The 23,504-nt window shown below is 71.0% G+C and carries 19 protein-coding genes and 1 pseudogene; 8 read left to right on the forward strand and 12 right to left on the reverse strand.

The window, feature by feature from the left end; all coding sequences use genetic code 11:
* The 3 genes from ACFVW8_RS17390 to ACFVW8_RS17400 all read right to left on the reverse strand — a co-directional run.
* The coding region (locus ACFVW8_RS17390; protein ID WP_389690760.1) for an FG-GAP repeat domain-containing protein at positions 1-909 on the reverse strand (909 nt) is incomplete at its 3' end.
* A gap of 108 nt (positions 910-1,017) precedes the next feature.
* A complete protein-coding gene (locus tag ACFVW8_RS17395) occupies positions 1,018-1,866 on the reverse strand; it encodes an FG-GAP repeat domain-containing protein (RefSeq protein WP_389690762.1) in 849 nt (282 codons plus the stop codon).
* Positions 1,867-2,039: 173 nt separating this feature from the next.
* Positions 2,040-4,103 (reverse strand): FUSC family protein, encoded by a 2,064-nt coding sequence (locus ACFVW8_RS17400; protein ID WP_389690764.1) that lies wholly within the window; start codon positions 4,101-4,103, stop codon positions 2,040-2,042.
* A 237-nt stretch (positions 4,104-4,340) separates the two neighbouring features.
* Between ACFVW8_RS17400 and ACFVW8_RS17405 the strand changes: the two genes are divergently transcribed.
* Positions 4,341-5,570 (forward strand): ROK family protein, encoded by a 1,230-nt coding sequence (locus tag ACFVW8_RS17405; RefSeq protein ID WP_389690766.1) that lies wholly within the window; start codon positions 4,341-4,343, stop codon positions 5,568-5,570.
* Positions 5,571-5,646: 76 nt separating this feature from the next.
* Here the strand turns inward: ACFVW8_RS17405 and ACFVW8_RS17410 are convergent, their stop codons facing one another.
* The 5 genes from ACFVW8_RS17410 to xylA all read right to left on the reverse strand — a co-directional run bounded on the left by ACFVW8_RS17410 (position 5,647) and on the right by xylA (position 11,455).
* Positions 5,647-7,026, reverse strand: coding sequence for a GH1 family beta-glucosidase (locus ACFVW8_RS17410; protein ID WP_389690768.1), 1,380 nt, complete (start codon positions 7,024-7,026; stop codon positions 5,647-5,649).
* A gap of 13 nt (positions 7,027-7,039) precedes the next feature.
* The gene (locus ACFVW8_RS17415; RefSeq protein WP_389690770.1) at positions 7,040-7,894 is read right to left on the reverse strand and encodes a carbohydrate ABC transporter permease; all 855 of its coding nucleotides are present in this window, start codon (positions 7,892-7,894) and stop codon (positions 7,040-7,042) included.
* A gap of 5 nt (positions 7,895-7,899) precedes the next feature.
* Positions 7,900-8,859, reverse strand: a complete 960-nt coding sequence (locus ACFVW8_RS17420) for a carbohydrate ABC transporter permease (protein WP_389690772.1) — start codon at positions 8,857-8,859, stop codon at positions 7,900-7,902.
* A 12-nt stretch (positions 8,860-8,871) separates the two neighbouring features.
* Complete coding sequence (locus ACFVW8_RS17425; protein WP_389690774.1) at positions 8,872-10,134, reverse strand: ABC transporter substrate-binding protein; 1,263 nt, start codon at positions 10,132-10,134, stop codon at positions 8,872-8,874.
* A 151-nt stretch (positions 10,135-10,285) separates the two neighbouring features.
* Positions 10,286-11,455 carry a xylose isomerase gene (gene xylA / locus ACFVW8_RS17430; protein WP_389690776.1) on the reverse strand — a complete coding sequence of 390 codons (1,170 nt, stop codon included), beginning with the start codon at positions 11,453-11,455 and terminating at the stop codon, positions 10,286-10,288.
* 269 nt (positions 11,456-11,724) lie between these two features.
* Between xylA and xylB the strand changes: the two genes are divergently transcribed.
* Both xylB and yicI read left to right on the forward strand, forming a co-directional pair.
* Entirely contained in the window at positions 11,725-13,218 is a 1,494-nt protein-coding gene (gene xylB, locus ACFVW8_RS17435; RefSeq protein ID WP_389690778.1) for a xylulokinase, read from the forward strand.
* Positions 13,219-13,262: 44 nt separating this feature from the next.
* Positions 13,263-15,518: an alpha-xylosidase gene (yicI, locus tag ACFVW8_RS17440; RefSeq protein WP_389690780.1), complete on the forward strand. Its 2,256-nt coding sequence runs from the start codon at positions 13,263-13,265 to the stop codon at positions 15,516-15,518.
* A 63-nt stretch (positions 15,519-15,581) separates the two neighbouring features.
* On the opposite strand, the gene ACFVW8_RS17445 is transcribed toward yicI, so the two are convergent.
* Together ACFVW8_RS17445 and ACFVW8_RS17450 are read right to left on the reverse strand one after the other, a co-directional pair.
* Complete coding sequence (locus ACFVW8_RS17445; protein ID WP_389690782.1) at positions 15,582-16,556, reverse strand: SDR family NAD(P)-dependent oxidoreductase; 975 nt, start codon at positions 16,554-16,556, stop codon at positions 15,582-15,584.
* Positions 16,557-16,747: 191 nt separating this feature from the next.
* Positions 16,748-17,056 (reverse strand): hypothetical protein, encoded by a 309-nt coding sequence (locus tag ACFVW8_RS17450; protein WP_389690784.1) that lies wholly within the window; start codon positions 17,054-17,056, stop codon positions 16,748-16,750.
* 209 nt (positions 17,057-17,265) lie between these two features.
* Here ACFVW8_RS17450 and ACFVW8_RS17455 point away from each other — a divergent pair, with 209 nt between their 5' ends.
* The 3 genes from ACFVW8_RS17455 (at position 17,266) to ACFVW8_RS17465 (ending at position 19,383) form a co-directional block, all read left to right on the forward strand.
* Entirely contained in the window at positions 17,266-17,715 is a 450-nt protein-coding gene (locus tag ACFVW8_RS17455; RefSeq protein ID WP_389690786.1) for a universal stress protein, read from the forward strand.
* Entirely contained in the window at positions 17,712-18,842 is a 1,131-nt protein-coding gene (locus ACFVW8_RS17460) for an adenylate/guanylate cyclase domain-containing protein (protein WP_389690788.1), read from the forward strand. The genes ACFVW8_RS17455 and ACFVW8_RS17460 overlap by 4 nt, the downstream gene beginning before the upstream one ends.
* A gap of 61 nt (positions 18,843-18,903) precedes the next feature.
* On the forward strand, positions 18,904-19,383 hold the full coding sequence (locus ACFVW8_RS17465; RefSeq protein ID WP_389690790.1) for a hypothetical protein: 480 nt from the start codon (positions 18,904-18,906) through the stop codon (positions 19,381-19,383).
* A gap of 34 nt (positions 19,384-19,417) precedes the next feature.
* On the opposite strand, the gene ACFVW8_RS17470 is transcribed toward ACFVW8_RS17465, so the two are convergent.
* Together ACFVW8_RS17470 and ACFVW8_RS17475 are read right to left on the reverse strand one after the other, a co-directional pair.
* Positions 19,418-20,653 carry an MFS transporter gene (locus ACFVW8_RS17470; protein WP_389690792.1) on the reverse strand — a complete coding sequence of 412 codons (1,236 nt, stop codon included), beginning with the start codon at positions 20,651-20,653 and terminating at the stop codon, positions 19,418-19,420.
* Between the two features lie 207 nt (positions 20,654-20,860).
* On the reverse strand, positions 20,861-21,484 hold the full coding sequence (locus tag ACFVW8_RS17475) for a TetR/AcrR family transcriptional regulator (RefSeq protein WP_389690794.1): 624 nt from the start codon (positions 21,482-21,484) through the stop codon (positions 20,861-20,863).
* Between the two features lie 124 nt (positions 21,485-21,608).
* On the opposite strand from ACFVW8_RS17475, the gene ACFVW8_RS17480 reads away from it, so the two are divergent.
* Together ACFVW8_RS17480 and ACFVW8_RS17485 are read left to right on the forward strand one after the other, a co-directional pair.
* Positions 21,609-23,060 carry an amidase gene (locus ACFVW8_RS17480; protein WP_389690796.1) on the forward strand — a complete coding sequence of 484 codons (1,452 nt, stop codon included), beginning with the start codon at positions 21,609-21,611 and terminating at the stop codon, positions 23,058-23,060.
* Positions 23,061-23,152: 92 nt separating this feature from the next.
* Positions 23,153-23,362, forward strand: a pseudogene (locus tag ACFVW8_RS17485) (Tn3 family transposase); the annotation flags it as partial.
* Positions 23,363-23,504: the final 142 nt, after the last annotated feature.

Here is a 23,504-nt window from a genome sequence, read left to right on the forward strand (position 1 = left end):
GAACAGGAACTTGTACTGGGTCCAGCCGCTCGTGCCGATCTTCACCTTGGCCTTGTACGGGGCCGCGGCGCTGCCGGTGCCCTTGTACAGGTACAGCGCGCCGGCCTTGTCGCGGGCGATGAGGTCGGTGCGGCCGTCGAGGTTGATGTCACCGGTGGAGACCAGCGCGTTGTACTGGTTCCAGCCGCTGCCGATCTTGGTGCGCTTGGCGAACGGCGCCTTCTGGTTGCCGGTGCCCTTGTACAGCCAGAGGACACCCGACTTGTCGCGGGCGACGACGTCGTTCTTGCCGTCGCCGTTCAGGTCGCCGTTGCCGGCGATCTCGCTGTAGATGTCCCAGCCGTAGCCGACCTTGATACGGCCCGTCACCTTGCCGGTGCCGTAGCCGAGGTAGGCGTAGAGGTCGCCACTGGGAGTGCGGGCGAGCAGGTCGCCCGCGGCGGCGCCGCCGATGTTGCCGGGGGAGACGAGCTTGTTGTAGATGTTCCAGCCGTAGCCGATCTTGACCGACGACGAGTCGAACTTCAGGTAGCCCATGTCCCCGTTGGTCCGGCGGAACCAGAGGCCGTCGCTCTCGCCGTCGCCCTGGTGGTCGACCTGGAACATGGCGCTGACGCCGGTCCAGCCCGTACCGGACACATCGCGAGCGGTGAGCCCGCCCTTGCCGTTCGGACCGTAGGAGTACGCGGTACCCGAGGAGTTCACGCCGTACAGGGCGAACGTCGGGGTGACGGCTGCGGCCGCGGCGGACGCCGCGGCCGACGGCTGGTCCGCCGCCGCGCTCAGTGAGGGCTGCGGGGCGTCTGCGGCCACGGCGGAGGTGCCGGTGGCGACGAGGGCGGCGGTGAGCGCCGCGGCTGCTGCGCGAGCAACTGTGCGTCTGTGCTGACGGCCAGAGGTTTCGGCCACGAAGTACTCCATGGATCGTGATGGGTCGTGGCCCGCCGCGGGTCGGCGGCGGGCCACGGATTCAGCTGAATCGTGTCACGACTTTGCGCGCAAAACCTTCACTTTTGATCAGAAGAACAGACGGTAGGTGTTCCAGCCCGACGTGCCGATGATCGCCTTGGGCTTGTACGGGGCGGCGGCGTTGCCGGTGCCCTTGTACAGGTAGAGCTCGCCCGCGGCGTTCCGTGCGATCAGGTCCGTGATGCCGTCCAGGTCGACGTCACCGGGGGCGAACAGAGCGTTGTACTGGTTCCAGCCGCTGCCGATCTCGGTGCGCTTGGCATAGGGGTCGTGCTGGTTGCCGGTGCCCTTGTAGAGCCACAGGACGCCGGACTTGTCGCGGGCGACGAGGTCGTTCTTGCCGTCGCCGTTGAGGTCGCCGTTGCCGGCGATCTCGCTGTAGATGTCCCAGCCGTAGCCGACCTTGATGCGCTTGGTGACCGTGCCGTCGCCGTAGCCCAGGTACAGGTAGAGGTCGCCCTTGCCGTCGCGGCCGAGGAGGTCACCGCCTTCGGCGCCGCCGAACTGGCCGGGGGACACCAGCTTGTTGTAGATGTCCCAGCCGTAGCCGACCTTCTTCGCCGCCGAGTTGTCGTTGGCGTAGTAGTGGATGTCGCCGTTGGTGCTGACCTGCCAGCGGCCGTCCGCGACGTTGTCGGCGTTGTTGTCCACCCGGCCGAGGAACTTGACGTTCTTCCAGCCGGTGTCGAGCTGGACACGCTTCTCGATACCGCCGTCGGACGGGGCGTAGATGTACGAGGTGCCGGCACTGTCCAGGCCGGCGATGCCGAACATGGGTGCGTCGCCCGGGTCGGCGGCGAAGGCGGCGGTACCGGTGCCGACGAGGGCCGCGGCTATCGCGGCGGTGGCGAGACGGGCGGCAGTCCGTCCGGGCCGACGGCCAGAGTTCTTGGCCACGTGTGTTCTCCATGGGTGGTGGGACGAGGCGTGACGCGCCGCGGGATACGGGGACACGCCACGGAATTGAGGGTGATCCTTTCACGAGTCCCTCACGTGTCCAAGGGTTTGGCGAAATGATGCCACCGCGACATCTTCGCCCGGATATGCGGGTGTTGCGGGCTCCGGTGAGATCAGGGCAGGGGTGCCGGGCAAGGCGCCGGCGGCCCGGGGAGCCCGGCCGTGGTCAGCCGGTGAATACCGTGCAACTGCGTCATCACATCCCGCAGCGAACGGCAGTCGCCCGGCCCGGGGCCCGGCGCGGGACGCGCGGTGCGGTGGCCGTCCTCCAGCGACCGGGCCAGCTGCGACAGTGCGGTCGTCACCCGCTCCACATCGGCGGACGAGGGGCGCGGCACCCCGTGTTCGACCCGCAGCGCACACGCGGTCGCCGCGTCGACGACGAGCTCGGCCGACACCGTCACCGCCGGCCAGTCCCGGCGCCGCCCGCCGAACGGGCCCGGCAGCTCGGCCGTCGCGGTCTCCGCCGCCGCCCGCGCCTCGGCGAGCGCGCGGTACGCGGCACCGCGCAGCGCCAGACCCCGGGCGTCGGCCCGGTGCGCGGCCCCGCCCGGGTCCGGCCCGTCCAGCACATGGCGCAGATACCGCTCCGTGCAGCGCAGCGTGACGGCGAACCGGTGACCGACCCGCACCCTGGGGTCGGCCAGCAGCGGAAGATGGCCCACGACCAGCACGATGGCGCAGGCCAGGAGCGTCTCCAGCAGCCGGGACGCGGCCGCCTCGGTGTCGCCAGCGGTGTGCACGAACGACAGCACCAGCACGGTGATCACCGCGGTCTGGAGGGCGAAGTGCCGGGTGGAGAGGGGCAGCAGGGCGCCGGCCACGACGACCGCCGCCACGACGAGGGTCGGCCCGAGGCCGCCGGGCACGGCCATGAGCGCCACGAAGGCGAGGACTCCGGCCACGGTCCCGGCGAACCGGTTCACCACCCGCGAGAACAGGGGGCCCATGTCCGGCTTCACCAGGAACGCGGCGGTGGCCGGCAGCCAGTACCAGTGGTCCTCGTGCAGCAGCAGCGCCACCGCCGAGGTGACCGAGACGCAGAGCGCCACCCGCAGCCCGTACTCTCGTCCGGCCGGGGTGAACGGGCCGGGGCGGAGCCCGGAGTTCGCGCCGGCCGTGCGCCGTGCGTCCTTCGACGGCTTCGGGCGGGGAGCCGGTGCGCCATCCGTCGTCCGGTCGAAGGTCACCGCGGCCGCCAGTACCGCGTGGTCGAAGGCCAGCCGTGCCACGGTGTCCGAGCGCGGGCTCGGCAGCGCTCCCGGTGGTCCGCCGGCCCGGACGGCGGCTGCCAGCCGGCGGGGGCCGTCGGCCACCTCGTCCGGGACGGCCCGGCCCTCCCACAGCAGCGCGATGCTCGCCTCGCACAGCGCGACCGCGGCGCCGAAGCGTTCGGCGAGGCGGTGGCCGGAGTCGTCCGCGCGGCCGGGCCAGGGCAGCAGCCGCATCAGCCGCAGCGCCTCGTCCGCCTGCTGCTGCGCGGCGACGAGCCTGCGGCGGGCGGCCGGTGCCTGTGGCCCGCCGAGCGCGCCCAGTGCGTCCGTGAGCGCGTCGAACACCGCTGCCACGGCCTCTCGTTCGCCGCTCCAACGCGTCGCCTCCTTCGAGCGCGGCGTGCGCAGCAACAGCCGCAGCAGGACCAGCCAGCCGGCCCCGGACAGGAAGCAGAGGGCCTTCAGCCAGGCCGGCCCCGCCAGCGGCATCCCCAGGCCGATCGTGGTGGTGACCAGCATCTGGAGGGCGGCCGCCGACCACACGGCGCCCCTCGCGCTCAGCACTCCCGAGACCCACCCCAGCACGAAGAGCACGGGGACCGCCGCCCACCGGCCCGTGCCGTCCGCGACCAGGGCGCCGACGAGCAGCCCGAGCGCTCCGGCCGCCGCCGGCAGCCCGATGTGGACCAGGCCCTTGCGGCGGGTCCCGGGACGGTCGTTGACCCCGGCGAGCATCGCCCCGAGCGCGGCGAGGACACCCGGCCCCGGATGCCCCGCGGCGATCCCGGCACCGAGCAGCGGCCCCGCGCCCAAGGCGCCGCGCACCATGGCGGTCCGGGGCACGGGTGCCCGGCGCAGGCGGGTCACATGGGTGAGCCAGTCGGGCGCGTGGCGCCGCGGCCCGGCCGTACGGGCGGGCCGCAGCAGCCTCGCAACCACCGTTCGGCGTACCGGAACGTGCACCGCTGTCCTCCTCGTTCACCGGGCCGGACCACGGGGTCCGGGGCGGGCGGAGCGGGCGACGGCGGCCGCGTACGACGAACGTAACAGGCTGTTTAGTCGGGCGGGATGCGGTGGTGTTTCAGACGTGTGATCACGGGCGACCGCTCCTTCCGTACCGTCCGGCCGGCACGAAACCCGCAGGTCGTCGCCGGGTGCCTGCGCGGCATCGGCGGATGAGGGCCTACGCTCGAAGACCTGATGACGATCCATGCCGCCCCCGCCGGCGCCAAGGCCGGAACCGAGTCCGTGCGCCGCCACAACCTCGGCCTCGTCCTGCGTGCCGTACTGGAGGAGGGCGAGGTGACCCGGGCCCGGGTGGCGAGCCGGGTCGGGCTGACCCGGGCCGCCGTCTCCTCGCTCGTCGAGGAGCTGCTCTCCCTGGACCAGCTGACCGAGTCGGGGAAGACGTTCAGCGGCAGTGCCGGCCGCCCCGGCACCGTGCTGAAGGTGTCGGACACCGGCCCGGCCGGGCTCGGCGTCGAGATCAACATCGACTACGTCTCGGTGTGCGCGGTCGGGCTCACCGGCACCGACCGGGTGCGGGTCACCGAGCACATCGACAACCGCGGCACCCCGCCCGCGGAGGTGCTCGCCCACGCTGCCCGGCTCACCCACCGGGTCATCACCTCGACCGGCGAACAGGGCCTGCGGGCCGTCGGCGTCGAGCTCGCGCTGCCCGGGCTGGTCTCCGGCGGCATGGTCCGCCAAGCCCCCAACCTGGGCTGGCACCGGGTCGCCGCCGAGGGCATGTTCGGCCAGGCGCTCAGCACGCTGCGCCCGGCCGGCCGCGCGCTGGCCGTCAGCTCCGACAACGAGGCCAATCTGGCGGCGCTGGCCGAGCTGTGGTTCGGCGGCCTCGGGGACCGCAGCTGCTTCCTCTACCTCACCGGCGAGATCGGCGTCGGCGGTGCACTGGTGCTCCACGGCGAACTGCTGCGCGGCGCCCACGGTTTCGCCGGTGAGGTCGGGCATGTGGTCGTCGACCCGGAGGGGCCGCTGTGCCGGTGCGGGGCGCGCGGCTGTCTCGAGCAGTACGCGGGCCAGGCCGCGCTGCTGCGGGCCGCCGGGATCGATCCGGCGGCCGGCGTGCGCGGGCTCGGCGAACTGGAGAAGCGGGCCGGGGCGGGCGACCCGAGGACGCTGGAGGTGCTGCGGGCGGCGGGGGACCGGATGGGGCTGGTGCTCTCCGGGGCGGTCAACCTCTTCGACCTGGACACGGTCGTGCTGGGCGGCATCTACCGCGATCTGATGCCGTGGCTGGCGGAGACGGCCCAGGCCCAGCTCGCCGACCGGGTGGTGTCGGGGCGCTGGCACGGCAACGGCAGCAGTCTGCGGGCCTCCTCGCGCTCCGGCGACGCGGCCCGGGGCGCGGCAGCCCGGGTGGTGCGCGGGGTCCTGGCGGATCCGGCGGCGTACGCGGCGCGCTGAGTGCCTGGACGGGGCCGCGCGGAAGACTGCCCCCGTCCGCGGGGCGGCGGACGGGGGCAGCAGGGAGCGGGGCCGGCTACTTCCGGTGGGCCGCGATCAGCCCCTGGTACCAGCGGTAGCTGTCCTTCGGCGTGCGCTCCTGGGTGTCGTAGTCGACCCGGATGATCCCGAACCGCTTCGCGTACCCGAGCGCCCACTCGAAGTTGTCCAGCAGCGACCAGACGTAGTAGCCGCGCACATCCACGCCCGCGTCCATCGCCGCCCGCAGCGCCGTCAGATGGGTGCGCAGATACTCGACCCGGTCCGCGTCGTGCACCGCACCGTCCACGTCCACCGTGTCGAACTCCGCCGAGCCGTTCTCCGTGATGTGCACCGGCGGCAGCGCCTCCCCGTACGTCTGCTTCAGCGCGGTCAGCAGGTCGGTGAAGGACTCCGGCACGACCGGCCAGCCCATCGCCGTCTTCCGCACGCCCCGGTACTCGCCCTCGCTGTAGCGGTTGTCGGTGGCGACCCGCAGCGCCGGGTCGGCCTCGCGGTGCGGGGCGGCCGCGACCACGATGGGGCGGTAGTAGTTGATGCCCAGGAAGTCCATCGGCTGGGAGATCAGCTCCAGGTCGCCCTCGCGCCGGAAGTCCTGCGCGGTGATCAGCTCGCCCCAGGTCTCCTCCTCGGTGGCCGGGTAGCGGCCGGCGAGGATCGGTTCGGTCCACACCAGGTTGTGCTGGGTGTCCGCACGGACGACGGCGGCCAGGTCGGCGTCCGACTCGGTGGCCGGGACGTTGCGGTCGAGGTTGAGCGTGATGCCCGCCTCGCGGACCCCGGCCGCCCGCAGTTCCCGCATCGCCAGGCCGTGGCCGACGAGCAGGTGGTGCGCGGCGGCCAGCGCTCCGCGTCCCTCCTTCGCGCCGGGCGCGTGCCGGCCGACGGAGTAGCCGAGGAACGCGCTGCACCACGGCTCGTTGAGCGTGATCCAGCGCGGCACCCGGTCGCCCAGGTGCTCCGCCATGATCCCGGCGTACTCCCCGAAACGCTCCGCGGTCTCGCGCACCCGCCAGCCGCCGCGGTCCTCCAGCGCCTGGGGCAGGTCCCAGTGATAGAGGGTGGCCGCCGGTTCGATACCCGCTTCCAGGAGCGAGTCGACGAGCCGGGAGTAGAAGTCCAGGCCCTTCGCGTTGACCGCGCCGCTGCCGTCCGGCTGGATCCGCGACCAGGCGATGGAGAAACGGTACGAGTCCACGCCCAGCTCGCGCAGGAGCGCCACGTCCTCGGGGTAGCGGTGGTAGTGGTCGCAGGCGACGTCACCGGTGTCTCCGCCGTCGGTCTTCCCGGGCGTGTGACTGTAGACGTCCCAGATCGACGGACCGCGGTCGTCCTCCCGCGCGGCGCCCTCGATCTGGTACGAGGCCGTGGCCGCGCCGAAGACGAAGCCGGGCGGGAACACGGGGAACTCACTCATGGGAACGCAATCCTTACTTGACGGAGCCGCCGGTGATCCCGGCGGCGATGTACTTCTGCGAGAGGACGAGCAGGACCGCCGCGGGGATCGCCGACAGCACGGAGGCCGCCATGACGGAGCCCCAGTCGCCGACGTGTGCCCCGATGTACTGGTAGATGCCCAGGGTGATCGGCTTGACGTCGTCCGTGGTGTTCAGCGTCAGCGCGAACATGAAGTCGCTCCACGCGTACAGGAACGAGAACAGCCCCGCTGTGATGAGGGAGTTACGGCTCATCGGCAGCACGACCTGCACGAAGGTGCGCAGCCGCCCGGCACCGTCCACCTCGGCCGCCTCGATGACCTCGCGCGGGATGGCGACCATGAACGAGCGCATCAGCACGATCGCGAACGGGATGCCGAGCGAGGCGTCGGCCAGCATCAGACCGGCGTAGGAGTTGACCAGGCCCATGTCCACGTACGCGCTGTACAGGGCGTTGGCGATGACGATGCCCGGCACCATCTGGGTGATCAGGGTGCCGAAGACGATCGTCCTGGTGCCGCGCAGCTTGAACTGGGCCAGACCGTAGGCGGCGGGCGCCGAGACGGCCAGACAGATGACCACCGCGCCGAGCGCGACGGCCAGCGAGGTCAGCAGGTTGCGGCCCTGGTCGGTGATGGCCGAGCGGAAGCCCGACAGGTCCAGGCTGTGCGGGAAGGGGTTGACCTCCAGCAGCCCGGACGACGGCTGCAGCGCGGTGTTCACCATCCAGTACAGCGGGAACAGCATCACGCACAGCACCACGATGCCGAAGACGGTGGCGCCCCAGCGGCGCTTCGGCCGGCCGGTGAGATGCGTGGGGGCGGCGGGGGTACGCACAGTGCTCGCCATGCCGGTCACTTCCCCTCGTTGCGGTTGGCCCGCAGGTAGAACACCGCGAAGACGGCGGAGATCAGGATCAGGATGTTGCCGACCACGGCACCCGCTCCGAAGTCCAGCTGGACGAAGGAGTTCTGGTACGTGAGGGTGCCGAGCGTCTGGGTGGAGTCGGCGGGGCCGCCGTCGGTGAGCGCCAGGATCAGGTCGAGGACCTTCACCGTGGACATGAAGCCGAGCACCAGCACCACGGTGATGACGGGCCGCAGCATCGGCAGCGTGATGGAGCGGAACGTCCGCCAGGCGGAGGCGCCGTCGAGCGAGGCGGCCTCGTACAGCTCCTTGGGGACCTCCTGAAGACCGCCGTAGAGGATCACCATGTTGAACGGGATGCCGATCCAGATGTTCACCAGGACCACCGAGATCAGCGCCATGCTCGTGCTGGTCAGCCACGGCGTGTCGCCACCGAGGCCGATCGTGCCCAGGAACGAGTTGAGGACGCCGGTGTCCTGGTCGAGGATGCGCCGCCAGACGACACCGGAGACGACCATCGGGACCAGCCACGGCAGCAGGATCAGCGACCGCAGGATGCCGTTGAGCGGGAAACGGCGGCTGAAGAACACCGCGAGCCCCAGACCGATGCAGAACTGCCCGATCAGCGAGCCGACGGTGAAAAGGATGGTGTGCCACAGGGCCTTGCCGAAGAGCTCGTCGTTGAAGACGTTGCTCCAGTTGTCCGTTCCGTTGAACGGGGACTTGCCCGTGAAGAACGTGGACGGCGAGTAGTCCTGGAAGCTCATCACGATGTTGCGGACGAGCGGGTAGCCGAAGAAGAGCGCCATGAAGATCACGGCGGGGGCGATGAAGCCCCACTGGGCCAGGCGCCGGCGGCGGCGGTTGCGCGCCGGGTTGGGCGGCTTCTTGGCCTTCGTGGTCACGGGCGCCGGAGCGGCGGCTGCGGAAGCGGTGGTGGTCGACATGGTTCGGATACCTCAGTTCCCGCTCGTGGCGCGCTGCTGGGCGCGCTTGAGGGCGGCCTCGCTCGACTCGCCGGTGAGGGCGGACTGGAAGGCGCTCTGCAGCGCGAGGGAGACGGACGACCAGCCCGCGCCGAGCTTCGCGGTACGCGAGCGGGCGGTGGCGACCTGCTCGGAGAGGGCGGCCAGCTCCGGGACCTTCTTGCGCCACACTGCGGCGGCCTTCTCGTTGGCCGGGACCATCCAGCTGTTCAGCGCGTAGGTGATCTGCTCCTGCTCGCCCGACATACAGCCGATGATCTTCGCCGACATCTTCTCCCGGGCGCTGTCACCGGTGTTGGGCACGGTCAGGATCCCGCCGCCCAGCGGACCGACCGAGTCGTCCCCGGCCTTCGGGACCGGTATCTGGGCGATGCCCCAGTTCAGACCCTTCTTGGTGTTGAGGGTCTCCACCTGCCACGGGCCGTTGATCATCATGGCGGCGTTGCCGGCCATGAACTGGTCGTTCACATCCGCCTGGGTCCAGTTGACCGTCGACTTCGACAGCGAACGGTCCTTGAGCAGGCTCTTCCAGTAGTCGAGCGCCCCGGCCACCTGCGGGCTGTCGAGCTTCGTCTCGTCCCCGCCGTTGGACCACATGAACGGGGTGAACTGGAAGACGCCGTCCTCGGCGCCGCCCGCGCTCAGCGCCAGTCCGTACCGCTTGCCCTGGGTGAGCCTCTTCGCGGTCGACCGCATCTCGGCCCAGGTGGTGGGCACCTCGAGACCGGCCTTGTCGAGGGTGTCCTTGTTGTAGAACAGCGCCAGGGTGTTCACCGTGCGTGCGGCCCCGTAGTACGTCCCCTCGTACGAGCCGAAGTTGACGATCCCCCGGGGGATGTCCGTGGTGGTCAGCCCGAGGTCCTTCAGCGGGATCAGGCCGCCGGCCTCGGCGAACGTCGGCATCTCCGAGGCGTCCAGCTGAAGGACGTCGGGCAGCGACTTCGAGGACGCCATCCGCAGGGCCTTGGTCATCACCTGCGCGGCCGGGACGCTCTGCTGCTCGATCCTCACCCCGAGCTGCTTGCTGCACCGGGCCAGCGTCTGGGCGTCCCAGCGGTGGTAGGACTCGTCCGTCGACGAGTTCATCACGGTGTACACATCCGGGTCCCGCTGCTGCCCGCAGCCGGACAGGGCGACGCCGCCGACCAGTGCGGAGACGACGGTGAGCGGGACGACGGCCCGCCGGTGGCGACGACGGCGCCGCTGGCGCAGGCCGTCCGGGGAAGGTGCTGTCACGATGGTGCCCTTGCGTGAGAGGGGTGCCGGCCCGGCGGGCCCACGGTGTCCCGGCGGGTTGGGGCCGTATCCGCGGGTACGGGTCCGGCGGGCCCGTACCCGGGAAGCCGGGGTGCCCGGCGGTTGTGGTCCGCCGGAGACCCCGGGGGCGTCAGCTGACGCCGAGCAGGTGCTCCATGGCGAGCTGGTCCAGCGCCTCGAAGGCCATCGAGCGCTCGGCCGCGCCGTCCACGTCGAAGTCCTCGTACGCGGAACGGTCCGCGAGCAGGGCCTTCAGGCCGTCGGCGGCGGTGGGCTGCGCCAGCTGGTCCAGCCGGGAGGCGGCCAGCGCCTCCTTGACGGCCGGGTCGGCGCGGAACGCGAGCGCGCGCTCCTTGAGGATCAGGTAGTTGCGCATGCAGTTCTTCGCGGACTCCCAGACCCCGTCGATGCCGTCGGTGCGCACCGGCTTGAAGTCGAAGTGCAGCGGGCCCGTGTAGTCGGAGCTCTCCAGCAGGTCGACGAGCCAGAAGGCCTGGCGCAGGTCGCCGGCGCCGAAGCGGAGGTCCTGGTCGTACTTGATGCCGGACTGGCCGTTGAGGTCGAGGTGGAAGAGCTTGCCCGCCCAGATGGCCTGTGCGATGCCGTGGGCGAAGTTGAGCCCGGCCATCTGCTCGTGGCCGACCTCGGGGTTCACGCCGTACAGCTCCGGGCGCTCCAGGCGCTCGATGAACGCCAGGGCGTGGCCGACGGTCGGCAGCAGGATGTCGCCGCGCGGCTCGTTCGGCTTGGGCTCGATGGCGAACCTGAGGTCGTAGCCCTGGCCGACGACGTACTCGCCGAGCAGGTCGAAGGCCTCCTTCATCCGGTCCAGCGCGACCCGCACGTCCTTGGCACCACCGGACTCCGCACCCTCACGGCCGCCCCAGGCCACATACGTCTCGGCACCCAGCTCGACCGCGAGGTCGATGTTGCGGATGACCTTGCGCAGCGCGAACCGGCGCACGTCAGGGTCGTTGGACGTGAAGCCGCCGTCCTTGAACACCGGATGCGTGAAGAGGTTCGTCGTCGCCATCGGCACCTTGAGACCGGTCCGGTCCAGGGCGCCCCTGAAGCGCGTGACGATCGCGGCGCGCTCACTGTCGGATGACCCGAAGGGGATCAGGTCGTCGTCGTGGAACGTCACACCGTGCGCACCGAGCTCCGCGAGGCGCTCGACGGACTCGACCGGGTCCAGGGCGGGACGGGTGGCGTCACCGAAGGGGTCGTTGCCTCGCCAGCCGACGGTCCAGAGTCCGAAGGTGAACCTGTCGGCGGGGGTGGGGGTGAAGCGATTCGACATTCTGCTGCCTCTTGTCGACATGCCCGAACGGCTGCGCTGCCGTCCGACCGATTTGTTTGCTGGCAGTACTAATACGCCATCCCGGCGCTTCTTTCTAGACCATCCCTGTCACAAGCCCGTCACGCAGAGGCAACGTGAGGGTGGGTCGAAGTTCATCGGGCTCCGATCGAGGCGGCTTGCGGCGTCGATTTCCCCATCGTCGAAGCGCTTCGAAAATCATTTGTTTTGTGTACGATCAAAACCGGTACTCACAGGAACGAGGTACGCCAATGCCGTCGCGACCAGCCAGGGAACCGGCGCGCCGGCCGGCATCGGCCGTCATCGGCGTGGACAGCTCCACCCAGTCCACCAAGGCCGCGGTCGTCGACGCCGCGACCGGCAGGCTGCTCGCGGTGGGCCGCGCCCCGCACACCGTGACCGGCCAGGGCGGCGCCCGCGAGAGCGACCCGGAGGAGTGGTGGCAGGCGCTGCGCACCGCGGTCCTCGCGGCCCTCGCCGAATCGGGCCTGGACCCGGCCGCCGTCACCGGCATCGCCGTCGCGGGCCAGCAGCACGGCCTGGTCACGCTGGACACGGACGGCCGCCCGCTGCGCCCGGCACTCCTGTGGAACGACACCCGCTCCGCCCCGCAGGCCGCAGCCCTCACCGCCGCCCTCGGCCGGGACGTCTGGCTGGACCGCACCGGATCGGTACCGGTCGCCTCGATGACCGCCGCCAAGTGGATGTGGCTCAGGGAGAACGAACCGGCCACCGCCGCGGCGACCGCCGCCGTCCGCCTCCCGCACGACTTCCTCACCGAACGGCTGAGCGGCGCCGCCGTCACCGACCCCGGCGACGCCTCCGGCACCTGCTGGTACGACCCCGGCACGCGGGAGTACGACCCCGAGCTGCTCGCCCTCACCGGTATGCGCGCCGAGCTGCTGTCCACCGTCGCCCCCACCGGAGCCACCCGCGCCGGAGGCCTCACCGAGCAGGCCGCCCGCGCCCTGGGCCTGCCCGCCGGCATCGCCGTCGCCGCGGGCACCGGTGACAACATGGCCGCTGCCGTCGGCCTGGGGCTGGGCGCCGAAGGGCTCCTGGACCACCCGGTGGTCAGCCTCGGCACCTCCGGCACCGTCTTCGCCGCCACCCGCAACCGCCCGCATTCCGCGTACCTCGCGGGATTCGCCGCCACCGACGGCACCCGCCTCCCGCTGGGCTGCACCCTGAACTGCACGCTCGCCGTGGACAAGGTCGCCGAACTGCTCGGCCTGGACCGCGAGGACGCCGAACCGGGCGGCGAGAGCGTGCTGCTGCCCTTCCTGGACGGCGAACGTACCCCGGACCTCCCCGCGGCCTCCGGCCTGCTGCACGGGCTGAGGCACGACACGACCCGGCAGCAGATCCTCGGCGCCGCCTACGAGGGCGCGGTCGTCGCCGTCCTGCGCGCCCTGGACGAACTGCCGCTCGACGCGCCCGACGCGCCGCTGCGCCTGATCGGCGGAGGCGCGCGCGGCACGCTGTGGGTGGAGACCGTGCGCCGGCTGTCCGGCCGCCCCCTGGTCATCCCCGACGCGGCGGAGCTGGTCGCACTGGGCGCCGCAGCCCTCGCCGCGGGTGCCGCGACCGGCCGCGACCCGGTGGCCCTGGCCACCGGGTGGGACACCGGCAGGGGCCGCGAACTGCCCGCCCTGCCGCGGGACACGGCCACCTGGGACCGGGTGGCCTCCGTCCTGGACCGGGCGGCACCGACGCTCCTGACCGGCCCCTCCACCCACTTCTGACGACGCACCCCGAACACCCCCGTACCGGCTAAGGAAGACCCCCCATGAAGTTCACCGACGGCTTCTGGCAGATGCGAGACGGTGTGGACGCCTCGTACGCCACCGAACTCCGCGACCTGCGCCTCGACGCCGACCGCCTCACCGCCCACGCGGCCGTCAAGCGCGTGACGCGGCGCGGTGACACGCTCAACGCGCCCCTGATCACAGTGGAGGCGTACGCCCCCGCCGAAGGCGTCATCGGGGTCCGCGTCACCCACCTCGCGGGAAAGCGCCGCCCCGGCCCGGAGTTCGCCCTGCCCGGCGCCACCGAGGAGACCACGGCCACCACCCGCGAGGACGGCACGGCCGCCGAGCTCACCAGCGGCCCGCTCACCCTCCGGCTGCCCACAGGGGGCGACTTCGGCCTGGAGTTCCTGGACGCGGACGGCCGTCTGCTGACCACCGCCGGACGCAAGGGCACCGCCTTCGCCACCGTGCAGGACGGCAGCCACCACATGTTCGCCCAGCTCGCCCTGGGCGTCGGCGAGACGATCCACGGCCTCGGCGAGCGGTTCACCCCGTACGTCAAGAACGGCCAGGTCGTCGACATGTGGCAGGCCGACGGCGGCACCAGCAGCGAACAGGCCTACAAGAACGTCCCGTTCTATCTCTCCTCGCGCGGCTACGGCGTCTTCGTCAACCACCCGGGCAAGGTCTCCTTCGAGGTCGGCTCCGAGGCCGTCGGCCAGGTGCAGTTCAGCGTCGAGGACCAGACGATGGAGTACTTCGTCGTCGCCGGCCCCACTCCCAAGGACGTCCTCACCCGCTACACCGCGCTCACCGGCCGCCCGGCCCTGCCTCCGGCCTGGTCCTTCGGCCTCTGGCTGACCACCTCGTTCACCACCGACTACGACGAGGCGACCGTCACCTCCTTCGTGGACGGCATGTCCGAGCGCGGCATCCCGCTCTCCGTCTTCCACTTCGACTGCTTCTGGATGCGCGAGTACCAGTGGTGCGACTTCGAATGGGACCCGGACACCTTCCCCGACCCGGTCGGCATGCTCGCCCGGCTCAAGGACAAGGGGCTGAAGATCTGCGTCTGGATCAACCCGTACATCGCGCAGAAGAGCGCCCTGTACGCGGAAGGCGCGGAGAAGGGCTACTTCGTGCTCACCCCCGACGGCGACGTCTGGCAGTGGGACAAGTGGCAGGCCGGCATGGCGCTGGTCGACTTCACCAACCCCGAAGCCACCGCCTGGTTCCAGGCCAAGCTGAAGACCCTCCTCGACCAGGGCGTCGACGGCTTCAAGACGGACTTCGGCGAGCGCATCCCCACCGACGTCGTCTGGCACGACGGCTCCGACCCGGAGCGGATGCACAACTACTACACCCACCTGTTCAACACATCGGTCTTTGAACTGCTGGAGAAGGAGCGCGGCCAGGGCGATGCGGTCCTCTTCGCCCGCTCCGCCACCGCCGGCGGTCAGCAGTTCCCGGTCCACTGGGGCGGCGACTGCTGGTCCTCCTTCGAGGCGATGGCCGAGTCGCTGCGCGGCGGACTCTCCCTGTCACTCTCCGGCTTCGGCTTCTGGAGCCATGACATCGGCGGCTTCGAGGGCACGCCCGACCCGGCGGTCTTCAAGCGCTGGCTCGCCTTCGGCCTGCTCTCCTCGCACAGCCGGCTGCACGGCTCCTCGTCCTACCGTGTGCCGTGGGAGTTCGGCGACGAGGCGGTCGCGGTCGCCAAGCAGTTCACCGAGCAGAAGCACCGCCTGATGCCGTATCTGTACGGCGCCGCCGTCGAGGCCCACCGCACCGGCGTCCCCACCATGCGCCCGATGCTGCTGGAGTTCCCCGACGACCCGGCGACCCGCACGGTGGACCGCCAGTACCTGCTCGGCCCGGACCTCCTGGTGGCGCCGGTCTTCAGCGAGGACGGCCAGGTCGAGTACTACGTCCCCGAGGGCACCTGGACCCACTTCCTGACCGGCGAGACCGTGACAGGACCCGCCTGGCGCCAGGACACCTACGGCTTCGACAGCCTTCCGCTCCTGGTCCGCCCCGGCGCGGTCCTGCCGCTCGGCGCGGACGCCTCCCGCCCCGACAGCGACTGGACACAGAACCTCGAACTGCGCGTGTACGCCCCCGAGGGCCTCGGCGACTTCACCCGCACGGTGACGGTCCCCGACCTCACGGGCGCCCCCGCCGCCACGTACGAACTGGTCCGCGAGGCCGGCACGCTCCGCGTCACGGCTGACACGGACCGGCCGTACGAGGTCGTGGTCGTCGGCGACGCGTCGCTGGAGGTCGTCAAGGGCTGAGGCGCGGCCGGCCCGCTTGAACGAAAGGCCTGTCCGGCGGATCGGAGCCGGGCAGGCCCTTCCTCACGGCGCGGGGGGCGTCGTGCCGAAGTCACCGAAGCCGAAGCCGGTATCCGTCAGTTCGCAGCTCGCGCTCCACAGCCGCTCCGCGGCATCGGTGTCGGCGAGGTGGTCCCACACCGGTTCGCGCCGGGGCCTGCCGCGCAGGCCGAAGACGCGCGGCCCCCACAGCTGCCCTCCGCACACAGCGGGGTCGAGCGCCGCCCGCACCGCGGGCCACGCACCGGCGTCCTTGCCCTGCAGGAGGAGGGCAGCCGGTGCGCCACGGAGCCGGGCGGCGGTAGTCCGCACATGGACCGGCGGCCGCGACGGGGTGAGCGAATCCAGCGCGCCGCCGGGATGGACCACCACGCTCGCCACCGTGCTGCGGGCGGCCCGCAGACGGCGGTCGAGTTCGAGGCCGAAGTACATCTGCGCCAGCTTCGAGCGGCCGTAGGTGCGCTTGGGCCGGTAGTCCGTACGGGACTGCAGATCGTCCAGGTCGAGCCGCTCGGTCTTCGCCGCGAAGCTGCCCATGGTCACGACCCGGGCCGCCGGTGCGGCCGACAGCAGCGGCATCAGCCGCTGGGTCAGGGCGAAGTGCCCCAGATGGTTCGTGCCGAACATCAGCTCGTGACCGGCCCCGGTCTCCTCGCGCGGCGGGTCGTCGAGTGCGACGCCGGCGTTGAGGACCACGGCGTCGAGGCGTTCCGACCGCAGCGACTCCACCGCCGGTCCGATCGACGCGAGGTCGGCGAGGTCGAGCCGGACCGCCCGCACCCGCGCGCCGGGTACCCGTGAGCGGATCGATCCACAGGCTGCCTCGCCCTTCATGGGATTCCGGCCGGCCAGCACGACGGTGGCGCCGGTCGCGGACAGCTGCTCCGCGACGAAGTACCCGATGCCCGCGTTGCCGCCGGTGACCATGAAGAGGCTGCCGTCGGCACGCGGTGGCCGGTGAACATCCCACGGCGGCGGGGCGGAGGTGGACGACGACATCACGGTGCGGCTCCTTTGCGGGGGAAGGCGCCCGCGGCTGTTCCGCCGGCCACCCTCGGCATCAAGGTGTCAGCAGCCACCGACACATGGCCGATGGATCACCGACAGCCCCGCCGGGCACCAGGCATCCTGTCCGGAACGGGGCCGGGGCCGGTCGGGCCGATCGGACCGGGCGGCCTCCTTCCGTGCCGTCAGAGATCGCTGTCGATTCCCGTGACGGCCGGAGCTCCGAGCGGTGCGTCCTGCGCCGAGAACCCTGTCTCCTGCAGTGCCGCGGACACCAGTCCCACCGCGTCGAGCTCCGCGGCGTACCGGTCTGCGGCCTCGACCTCCAGACGGATGGAGAAGGTGCCGTCGTCGTTGAGGGTCAGCAGGTCGAGCCCCTCGCTTCTGCTCAGCTCCGTGTGCTGCTTGGCCAGCGTCTGCTCCAGGGCCGCACGGGAGGTGTCGGAGATCTCGGTGACGAACGTTCCGGGGACGGTGATGACGAAGGTGGTCACGACGGTTCCTGCTTCCGTTGTGTGAGAGGTGTCTTGTCCGGCTTCCCCTGTTTTCGGCTCCGAACCAGTTGCCGGCGCCATCCGGGTGATGTCCGCGCGCCGGCGGATCCGGCCGGCGCGGGGACATCACCGGTCCTGCCTCTTGCCTACGGGTCGGCCACCCTCTAACTTACTCCAAAGTAAGTTTACTCTGGGGTAAGGAGATTGCCTTGGTCGCCTACCGGACTGTCATGGTCGGCACGGACGGCTCGGAGTCGTCGTTGGCAGCCGTCGAAGGGGCGGCCAGGCTCGCCGCCGTCTGCGGGGCCGAACTCGTGATCGCCTGCGCGTACGTACCGATGCGCGGATCCGAGCTCGCCCTGGCACAGGACCAACTGGGCGCCGAGGCGTACCAGGTGGTGGGCTCGGCTCCCGCCGAGGACACCCTGCGTACCGCCAAGGCCCGGGCCGGGGCGCAGGGTGCGGTGAACGTGCGGTCCGTCGCGGTGCAGGACGAACCGGTCGCCGCACTCGTGCGGCTCGCCCGGGAGTGCTCGGCCGACCTCCTGGTCGTCGGGAACCGGGGGCTGCGCTCGCTGGCCGGGCGCCTCCTCGGCTCCGTACCCGCGGACATCGCCAGAAAGGCCGGTCTCGACGTGCTCATCGTGCACACCACATGAGTGCGGCAGACCCCTCGGAGGAACAGGCGCCGCCGTCCGGTGGCGACGAACTGCGACGGGCCGTCGAGGAGGTGCTCCTCGGAGGCCGCCGCATCTGGACGAGGCGGGACGTCGCCGAGCGGTCCGGGGTCGGGCCCGGGCGCACGGTACAGATCTGGCGTGCGCTCGGGTTTCCGGCGGTCGGCGACGACGTACGGGCGTTCACCGAAGCCGATGTGGAAGCGCTGCGCGTGGGGGAGCGGCTCATCGAAGCCGGACTCATCACGGAGGAGGGCGAGACCATGATGGCGCGCGCCCTCGGGCACCATCTGTCCCGGCTCGCCGAATGGCAGGCGCAGACCCTCCGGACCTGGATGAACCGCGAGTCGCGCGCCTCCGAGGACGGGGAGCCGGCCGGCCGTGCCGCGGCGCTGCTCCCGGAGATGGAACTGCTGCAGCGGCATGTGTGGCGCCGGCACCTCGCGGCCTGCACCGCACGGGTGCTCGCCGAGACCGAGGAAGACGCGCCCGTGGAAGCAGGGCAGCGGCCCGGACGGGCGGAGGGCGAGCCGGGAGGTGCCGCGGCGGGTGGGCCGGTGCCGTCCGGCGAGGGTGCTGACGTCCGTGACCGGGCGGTTGGTTTCACCGACATGGTCGGCTACACGCGCATGACCCGTGGACTGGACAGCGCCGAGCTCGTCCGGGTGCTCGACCGGTTCGAGCGGCTGACGGGCGATGTGGTCGCCGAGGGCCGGGGCCGGGTGGTGAAGACCATCGGGGACGAGGTGCTCTTCGTATGCGAGTCGGCATCCTCGGCCGCCGGCATCGCCCTGGAGCTCACCGCCCGTGCAGAGGTGGACCAGGGGCTGCCCCGGCTGCGGACCGGGCTGGCATACGGAGCCGTCCTCGGCCGCTTCGGCGACGTCTACGGGGCGGCGGTCAACATCGCGGCCCGGCTCACCGCGGTCGCCCGCCCCGATGCCGTGCTGGTCGACACGGTCTTCGCCGGCGAACTGGCGGGCATGGCCGCATACGAACTCAAGGCGCTCCGACCGGTGTCGGTGCGCGGTTACAGCAGGCTGCGTCCGGTGCTGCTCCGTCCGGTTCGGCCCGCCGGGCGGCCCCGCGACGGCAGACGAGCCGGGTGACTCATGGGGACCCGACTGCTTGCGTCTCCGCCCGCCCGGAGGTGCCCGTAGGCTCGCGCTCATGGACCACGTCGACGCGAACCCCGAACGGCTGGCCGGAACGTGGCACATCGTGTGCTCGTCGTTCCCCATGTGGCGAAGCGGAAGGCGCACCGGCGCCACGTTCACGTACACCCCACTGCCGGGCCGGAGTTCGCGCGCACCCCGGATGCGGGACGAGGTCGCGTACCGGGTGCGAGGCCGAACGCGCGGCATCTCGGGTACGGACACCCGGCTGACCTCTCGCCCCGGCACGGTCTACCGCTGGCGGGGGAAGGGCCTGCTGGCGGCGCTGACGAGTGTGTGGGAGGTGACCGAGACGGGTGAGGACGACGCGTGGGCCGTGATCGTCTTCACCCGGTCCCTGCTCACTCCGGCCGGCGTCGACGTCGTCGTTCGCGCCGACCGGCTCACCGACGCGGCCGTGCTGGCCGAGGCGAGGTCGGCGGCCGGTCGGTACGACGCCGAGCCGCTCCCGGGCCGCGGACCGGCGTCCACGTGACCTCCCGTCCCGGCCTCCCGAGACGGGAAAGCCCTTAGCGCTCCACGCGCCCCAGACCGCGCACGGCCGGGATCGCCAGCAGCAGGACGCAGGCGACGAGCGCCATGGACGCGGACACGTACAGCAGTGGCCCGGCCCCCACGACGAGCGCGAGCGGTCCGGCCACCGCCTGCCCGACCGGCTTCATCACCAGTGAGCCGGCCGCGTCGTATGCGTGCACCCTGCCGAGGACGTCCTGCGGGATGTGGGTCTGCACACTCGTGTGGAACATGACGACCCAGAACGCCATGCCTATGCCGCTCACCCCGTAGCACCCGGCGATGAGCGGCGCGGGAAGGTCGAGAGCGACACTCAACGGCATCGGCACCCAGAGGATCATCGAGAGGGCTCCGGCTCTGAGCGGGTACCGCGGGCGGAGCCTGATCGCGATGATCCCGCCCACCACACTTCCCGCCCCGAGGGACGACATGACCAGACCGAAGACAGAAGCTCCGTAGTCGGTGACGAGCATGCTGTTGCCGAGGGTCGTGGTGGGGCCGGCTCCGGCCAGTTGCCAGAGCATGAAGACGACGATGACACTCCACAGCCAGGTCCTGGACCGGAACTCCTGCCAGCCCTCCACCAGATCGGCCCGGAACGACGATGGGCCGTCCCGTTCGGTGGGGCCCATCGGGACCGAGCGGAGCAGGAGCAGACAAGCCCCGCTGGCCGCATAGGTCAAGGCGTCGAGGGCGACCACCGCGGCAGGCGAGGAGACCGCCAGCAGCAGGCCGGCCAGAGACGGTCCGATGACGACGGTGACGGACTCCGAGATGCGGAGGGTCGCGACGGCCTTCTGCACGTCCTGGGCTATGAGAGGCGTGATGCTGGCGACTCCCGGCTGGAAGAGCGCACTGCCCGCCCCGATCAGGGCCAGCAGCACCAGGATCTGCCACAACCGTGGCGTGCCGAGCAGGAACAGCAGCGCGAGCAGCCCCTGAGAGCACAGCCGGGCCGTGTCCGAGACGACCATCAGCCGCCGGGCACCGAAGCGGTCGGACATCACTCCGCCGAAGATGATCAATGCGGCGAACGGTGCCACGAGCGCGGCGAGCGCGTAGCCCACACCACTCGCCCCGTACCCGGCCCGGATCACGGCGGCCGTGATCGCGACGGGAAGCATCGCGTCGCCCAGCAGGGAAGTGGTGCGGGCGGTGAAGAACCGCCGGAAATCCGCTGTCCACAGCGCCGGATCGGACGGGGCCCCCTCGACTCGCAGGTCCCGGGTCACATCCGAGCCGACCACTACTCACCATCCCACGTGCGCTGTTGACTTCGACCGGGGCGACACTCTCATGCCTTGACCGCCCTCGGTCAAAGAGGTTTCGGCGCGGGACAGCCCTTGGCCTTGAGAACGAGCATCGTCCAGGGTGAGCGGGCGCGCCGGGTCACACTCGCATGCCCACGTCGAGCGATGGCCGGGCGGGTGGCGCGGCGGTCAGTCAGCCGCCCCGTATGCGCCGAGGTGGGAGCGGTGCCGGTCCACGATTCCCTCGACGATCTTCATCAGGCGGTCTCCCGTCTGATCGATGCTTCCGTTCTGTGTGCTGACCTGTGCCCCTTCGAGTACGAAGGTGATCTCGGCCGTGGCCTGTCCGGGGTCGGACATCCGGGCCTCGGTGCACATGCCGATCAGCCTGCGGGCCTGGTGGGCCTTGTGGTCCTCGATCACCTGCCGTGCCGGGTGAAGGCGGTCGGGCAGCTCGGCGAGGGAGTTGACGAACGGGCAGCCCCTGTATGAGATCGCCGGCAGCCCCTCGGCGATGAAGCGGGCCAGGCCCAGAATCTGCTCCTCGGGCCGGTCGGGGTATTCGGTTTCCACGCGGTCGAAGGCCGCCTGATAGTCCGCGGCGACGATCCGCAGCCACTCCGCGACCAGCGCGTCCTTGGTCTCGAAGTGCCGGTAGATCGCCATTTTGGTGGTCTCGGCCTTGTCGGCGATCGCCTGGACCCCCACCTGCCGGATCCCTTCCCTCTGGAAGAGCTCTTCGGCCGCGTCGAGAATGCGCTCACGAGGCGGCAGCTTCGCCACTCTGCTTGGCCTTCTGGGGGTCGATGCCATGGCTGCTCCGTCACTCCGGTCGATCGCGCGCTTCACCACCCGTCTCACGATACCAGTCCGACCCTTTCGATACCGTGCGGTATCGTTCGGTACTCAAAGGTATTGTTCTTGCCAGGGAGCGGCAGTGAGAGTCTCTGAGTACGTGAGCTTCGACGCAGTCGGGTTGGCGGAGCTGGTGGCCAAGGGCGAGGTACTCCCCGCCGAACTGGAGGCAGCCGCACGCAAGGCTGTGCAGGCAGTTGATCCGCGGATCAACGCCGTCGTGGAGACCTGGCTGACCGACGACGAACCGGTCCCCGGCAGCACACCACTGGCCGGCGTACCTTTTCTGATCAAAGACATCGCGGTGGCCATGGCCGGGAAGCGTATGGAGTTGGGTAGCCGCCTGGCGGCCGGTAACGTCGCCGGCGCCGACTCCTCGCTGATGCAGCGCTTCCGGCACGCTGGCCTCGTGACGTTCGGGCGCACCGCGACACCGGAGATGGCCTATGGCATCTCGACGGAATCAGCGTTGCACGGCGCGACCCGCAACCCGTGGGACCTGGAGCGGAGTGCGGGCGGATCCAGTGGAGGCGCGGCCGCCGCAGTCGCCGCCGGGGTGGTCCCGGTCGCCCATGGCACCGACGCCGCCGGATCGCTCCGTATCCCCGCCGCCTACAACGGCCTCTTCGGGATCAAGCCCACCCGTGGACGGGTCTCCATGGGGCCCGACGTCGACGAGGTCTTCAACGGCCTGGCCGTGCACGGCAGCGTCAGCCGCACCGTACGTGACAGTGCGGTACTGCTCGACCGGATACGCGGCCCGGAATCGGGCGACCCGTACTTCGCCCAGCAGCCGTCACGGCCGTACGCGGAGGAAGTCACCCGTCATCCGGGCTCGTTGCGGATCGGTGTCCTCACCCAGGCATGGGGCGGACGCCGTACTGCCGCACCGGTGACCGACGCCCTCTCCCGTACCGTGCGGTTGCTTGAATCCCTCGGTCACCAGGTGGAGGAGGCCGAGGTCGGCCTCGGCGCCGACTGGGAGGAATTCGTCCTGGCCAACGCCCGGCTCATGACGGTGAACCTCACCACCCTGGTCGACGGGCTGGCCGCCGCCTTCGGCCGTCCCGTCGACTCCTCGACCCTTGAGCCGACGACCCTCGCCGGCTACCACTACGGGCAGCGGGTCGGCGGCGCGCAGTTCCTCACCGCTCTCTCGATGCGAAACCGGGTGGCGCGAAGCCTGGCGCGGCACTTCGACGCGTACGACATCCTCCTCACGCCGACCCTGCCGGATCCTCCCGTGCTTCTGGGCACCCACACCGAGGGTGCCCAGACACTGGACGGTCTCGGCTGGATCGAGCGCATCAACGACCTGTCGCCGTTCACCATGCCGTTCAACGTGGCGGGCACGCCCGCCATGTCCGTACCCGTGACGGCCGATGCCGGGACGGGGCTCCCGGTCGGTATGCAGTTCGCCGCCGGATACGGCCTTGAAAGCCGGCTCTTCCGCCTCGCCGGACAACTCGAACAGGCAAGTCCGTGGTCAGGCCGAACCCCCACGGTATGGGCAGGGGACCACCCAGGCCGCTGAAGAACGCTCCGGGCACGCTGCAGAGAGACATCGGCGGATTCTTGTCGGTCTCAGGACCGAAAATTCTCTCGGCGCACGGGACGGATGCCTGCCGGTTGTACCGGCCGGCGGCGGGCGAGGACAAGAACTGGCCGCACCTGGCCCCGGTGCTCTCCACCCGCACGATCGAATGGGATCTGATCGCCCAGCAGTACGACCAGATGGTGAAGTACACCACCGCGCTGAGGCTGGGCACCGCCGAGGCCGAGCAGGTCCTGCGCCGCTTCACCAAGGGCGGCCCAGAGCATCCGACCCACCAGGCGACCCGAATTGGGCGGACACGCTCACCGAGGCGGACCGGCGGGGACTGCCGCCGCTGTTCCGGACCCACGTGAATCCGTATGGCCGGTTCGAACTGGATAGGAACAGCCGTCTCGACCTGGACCGTGCGGCCACCGGGGCCGC

This window comes from Streptomyces sp. NPDC058221 (genome assembly GCF_042882365.1).
Taxonomy (GTDB): Bacteria; Actinomycetota; Actinomycetes; order Streptomycetales; family Streptomycetaceae; genus Streptomyces.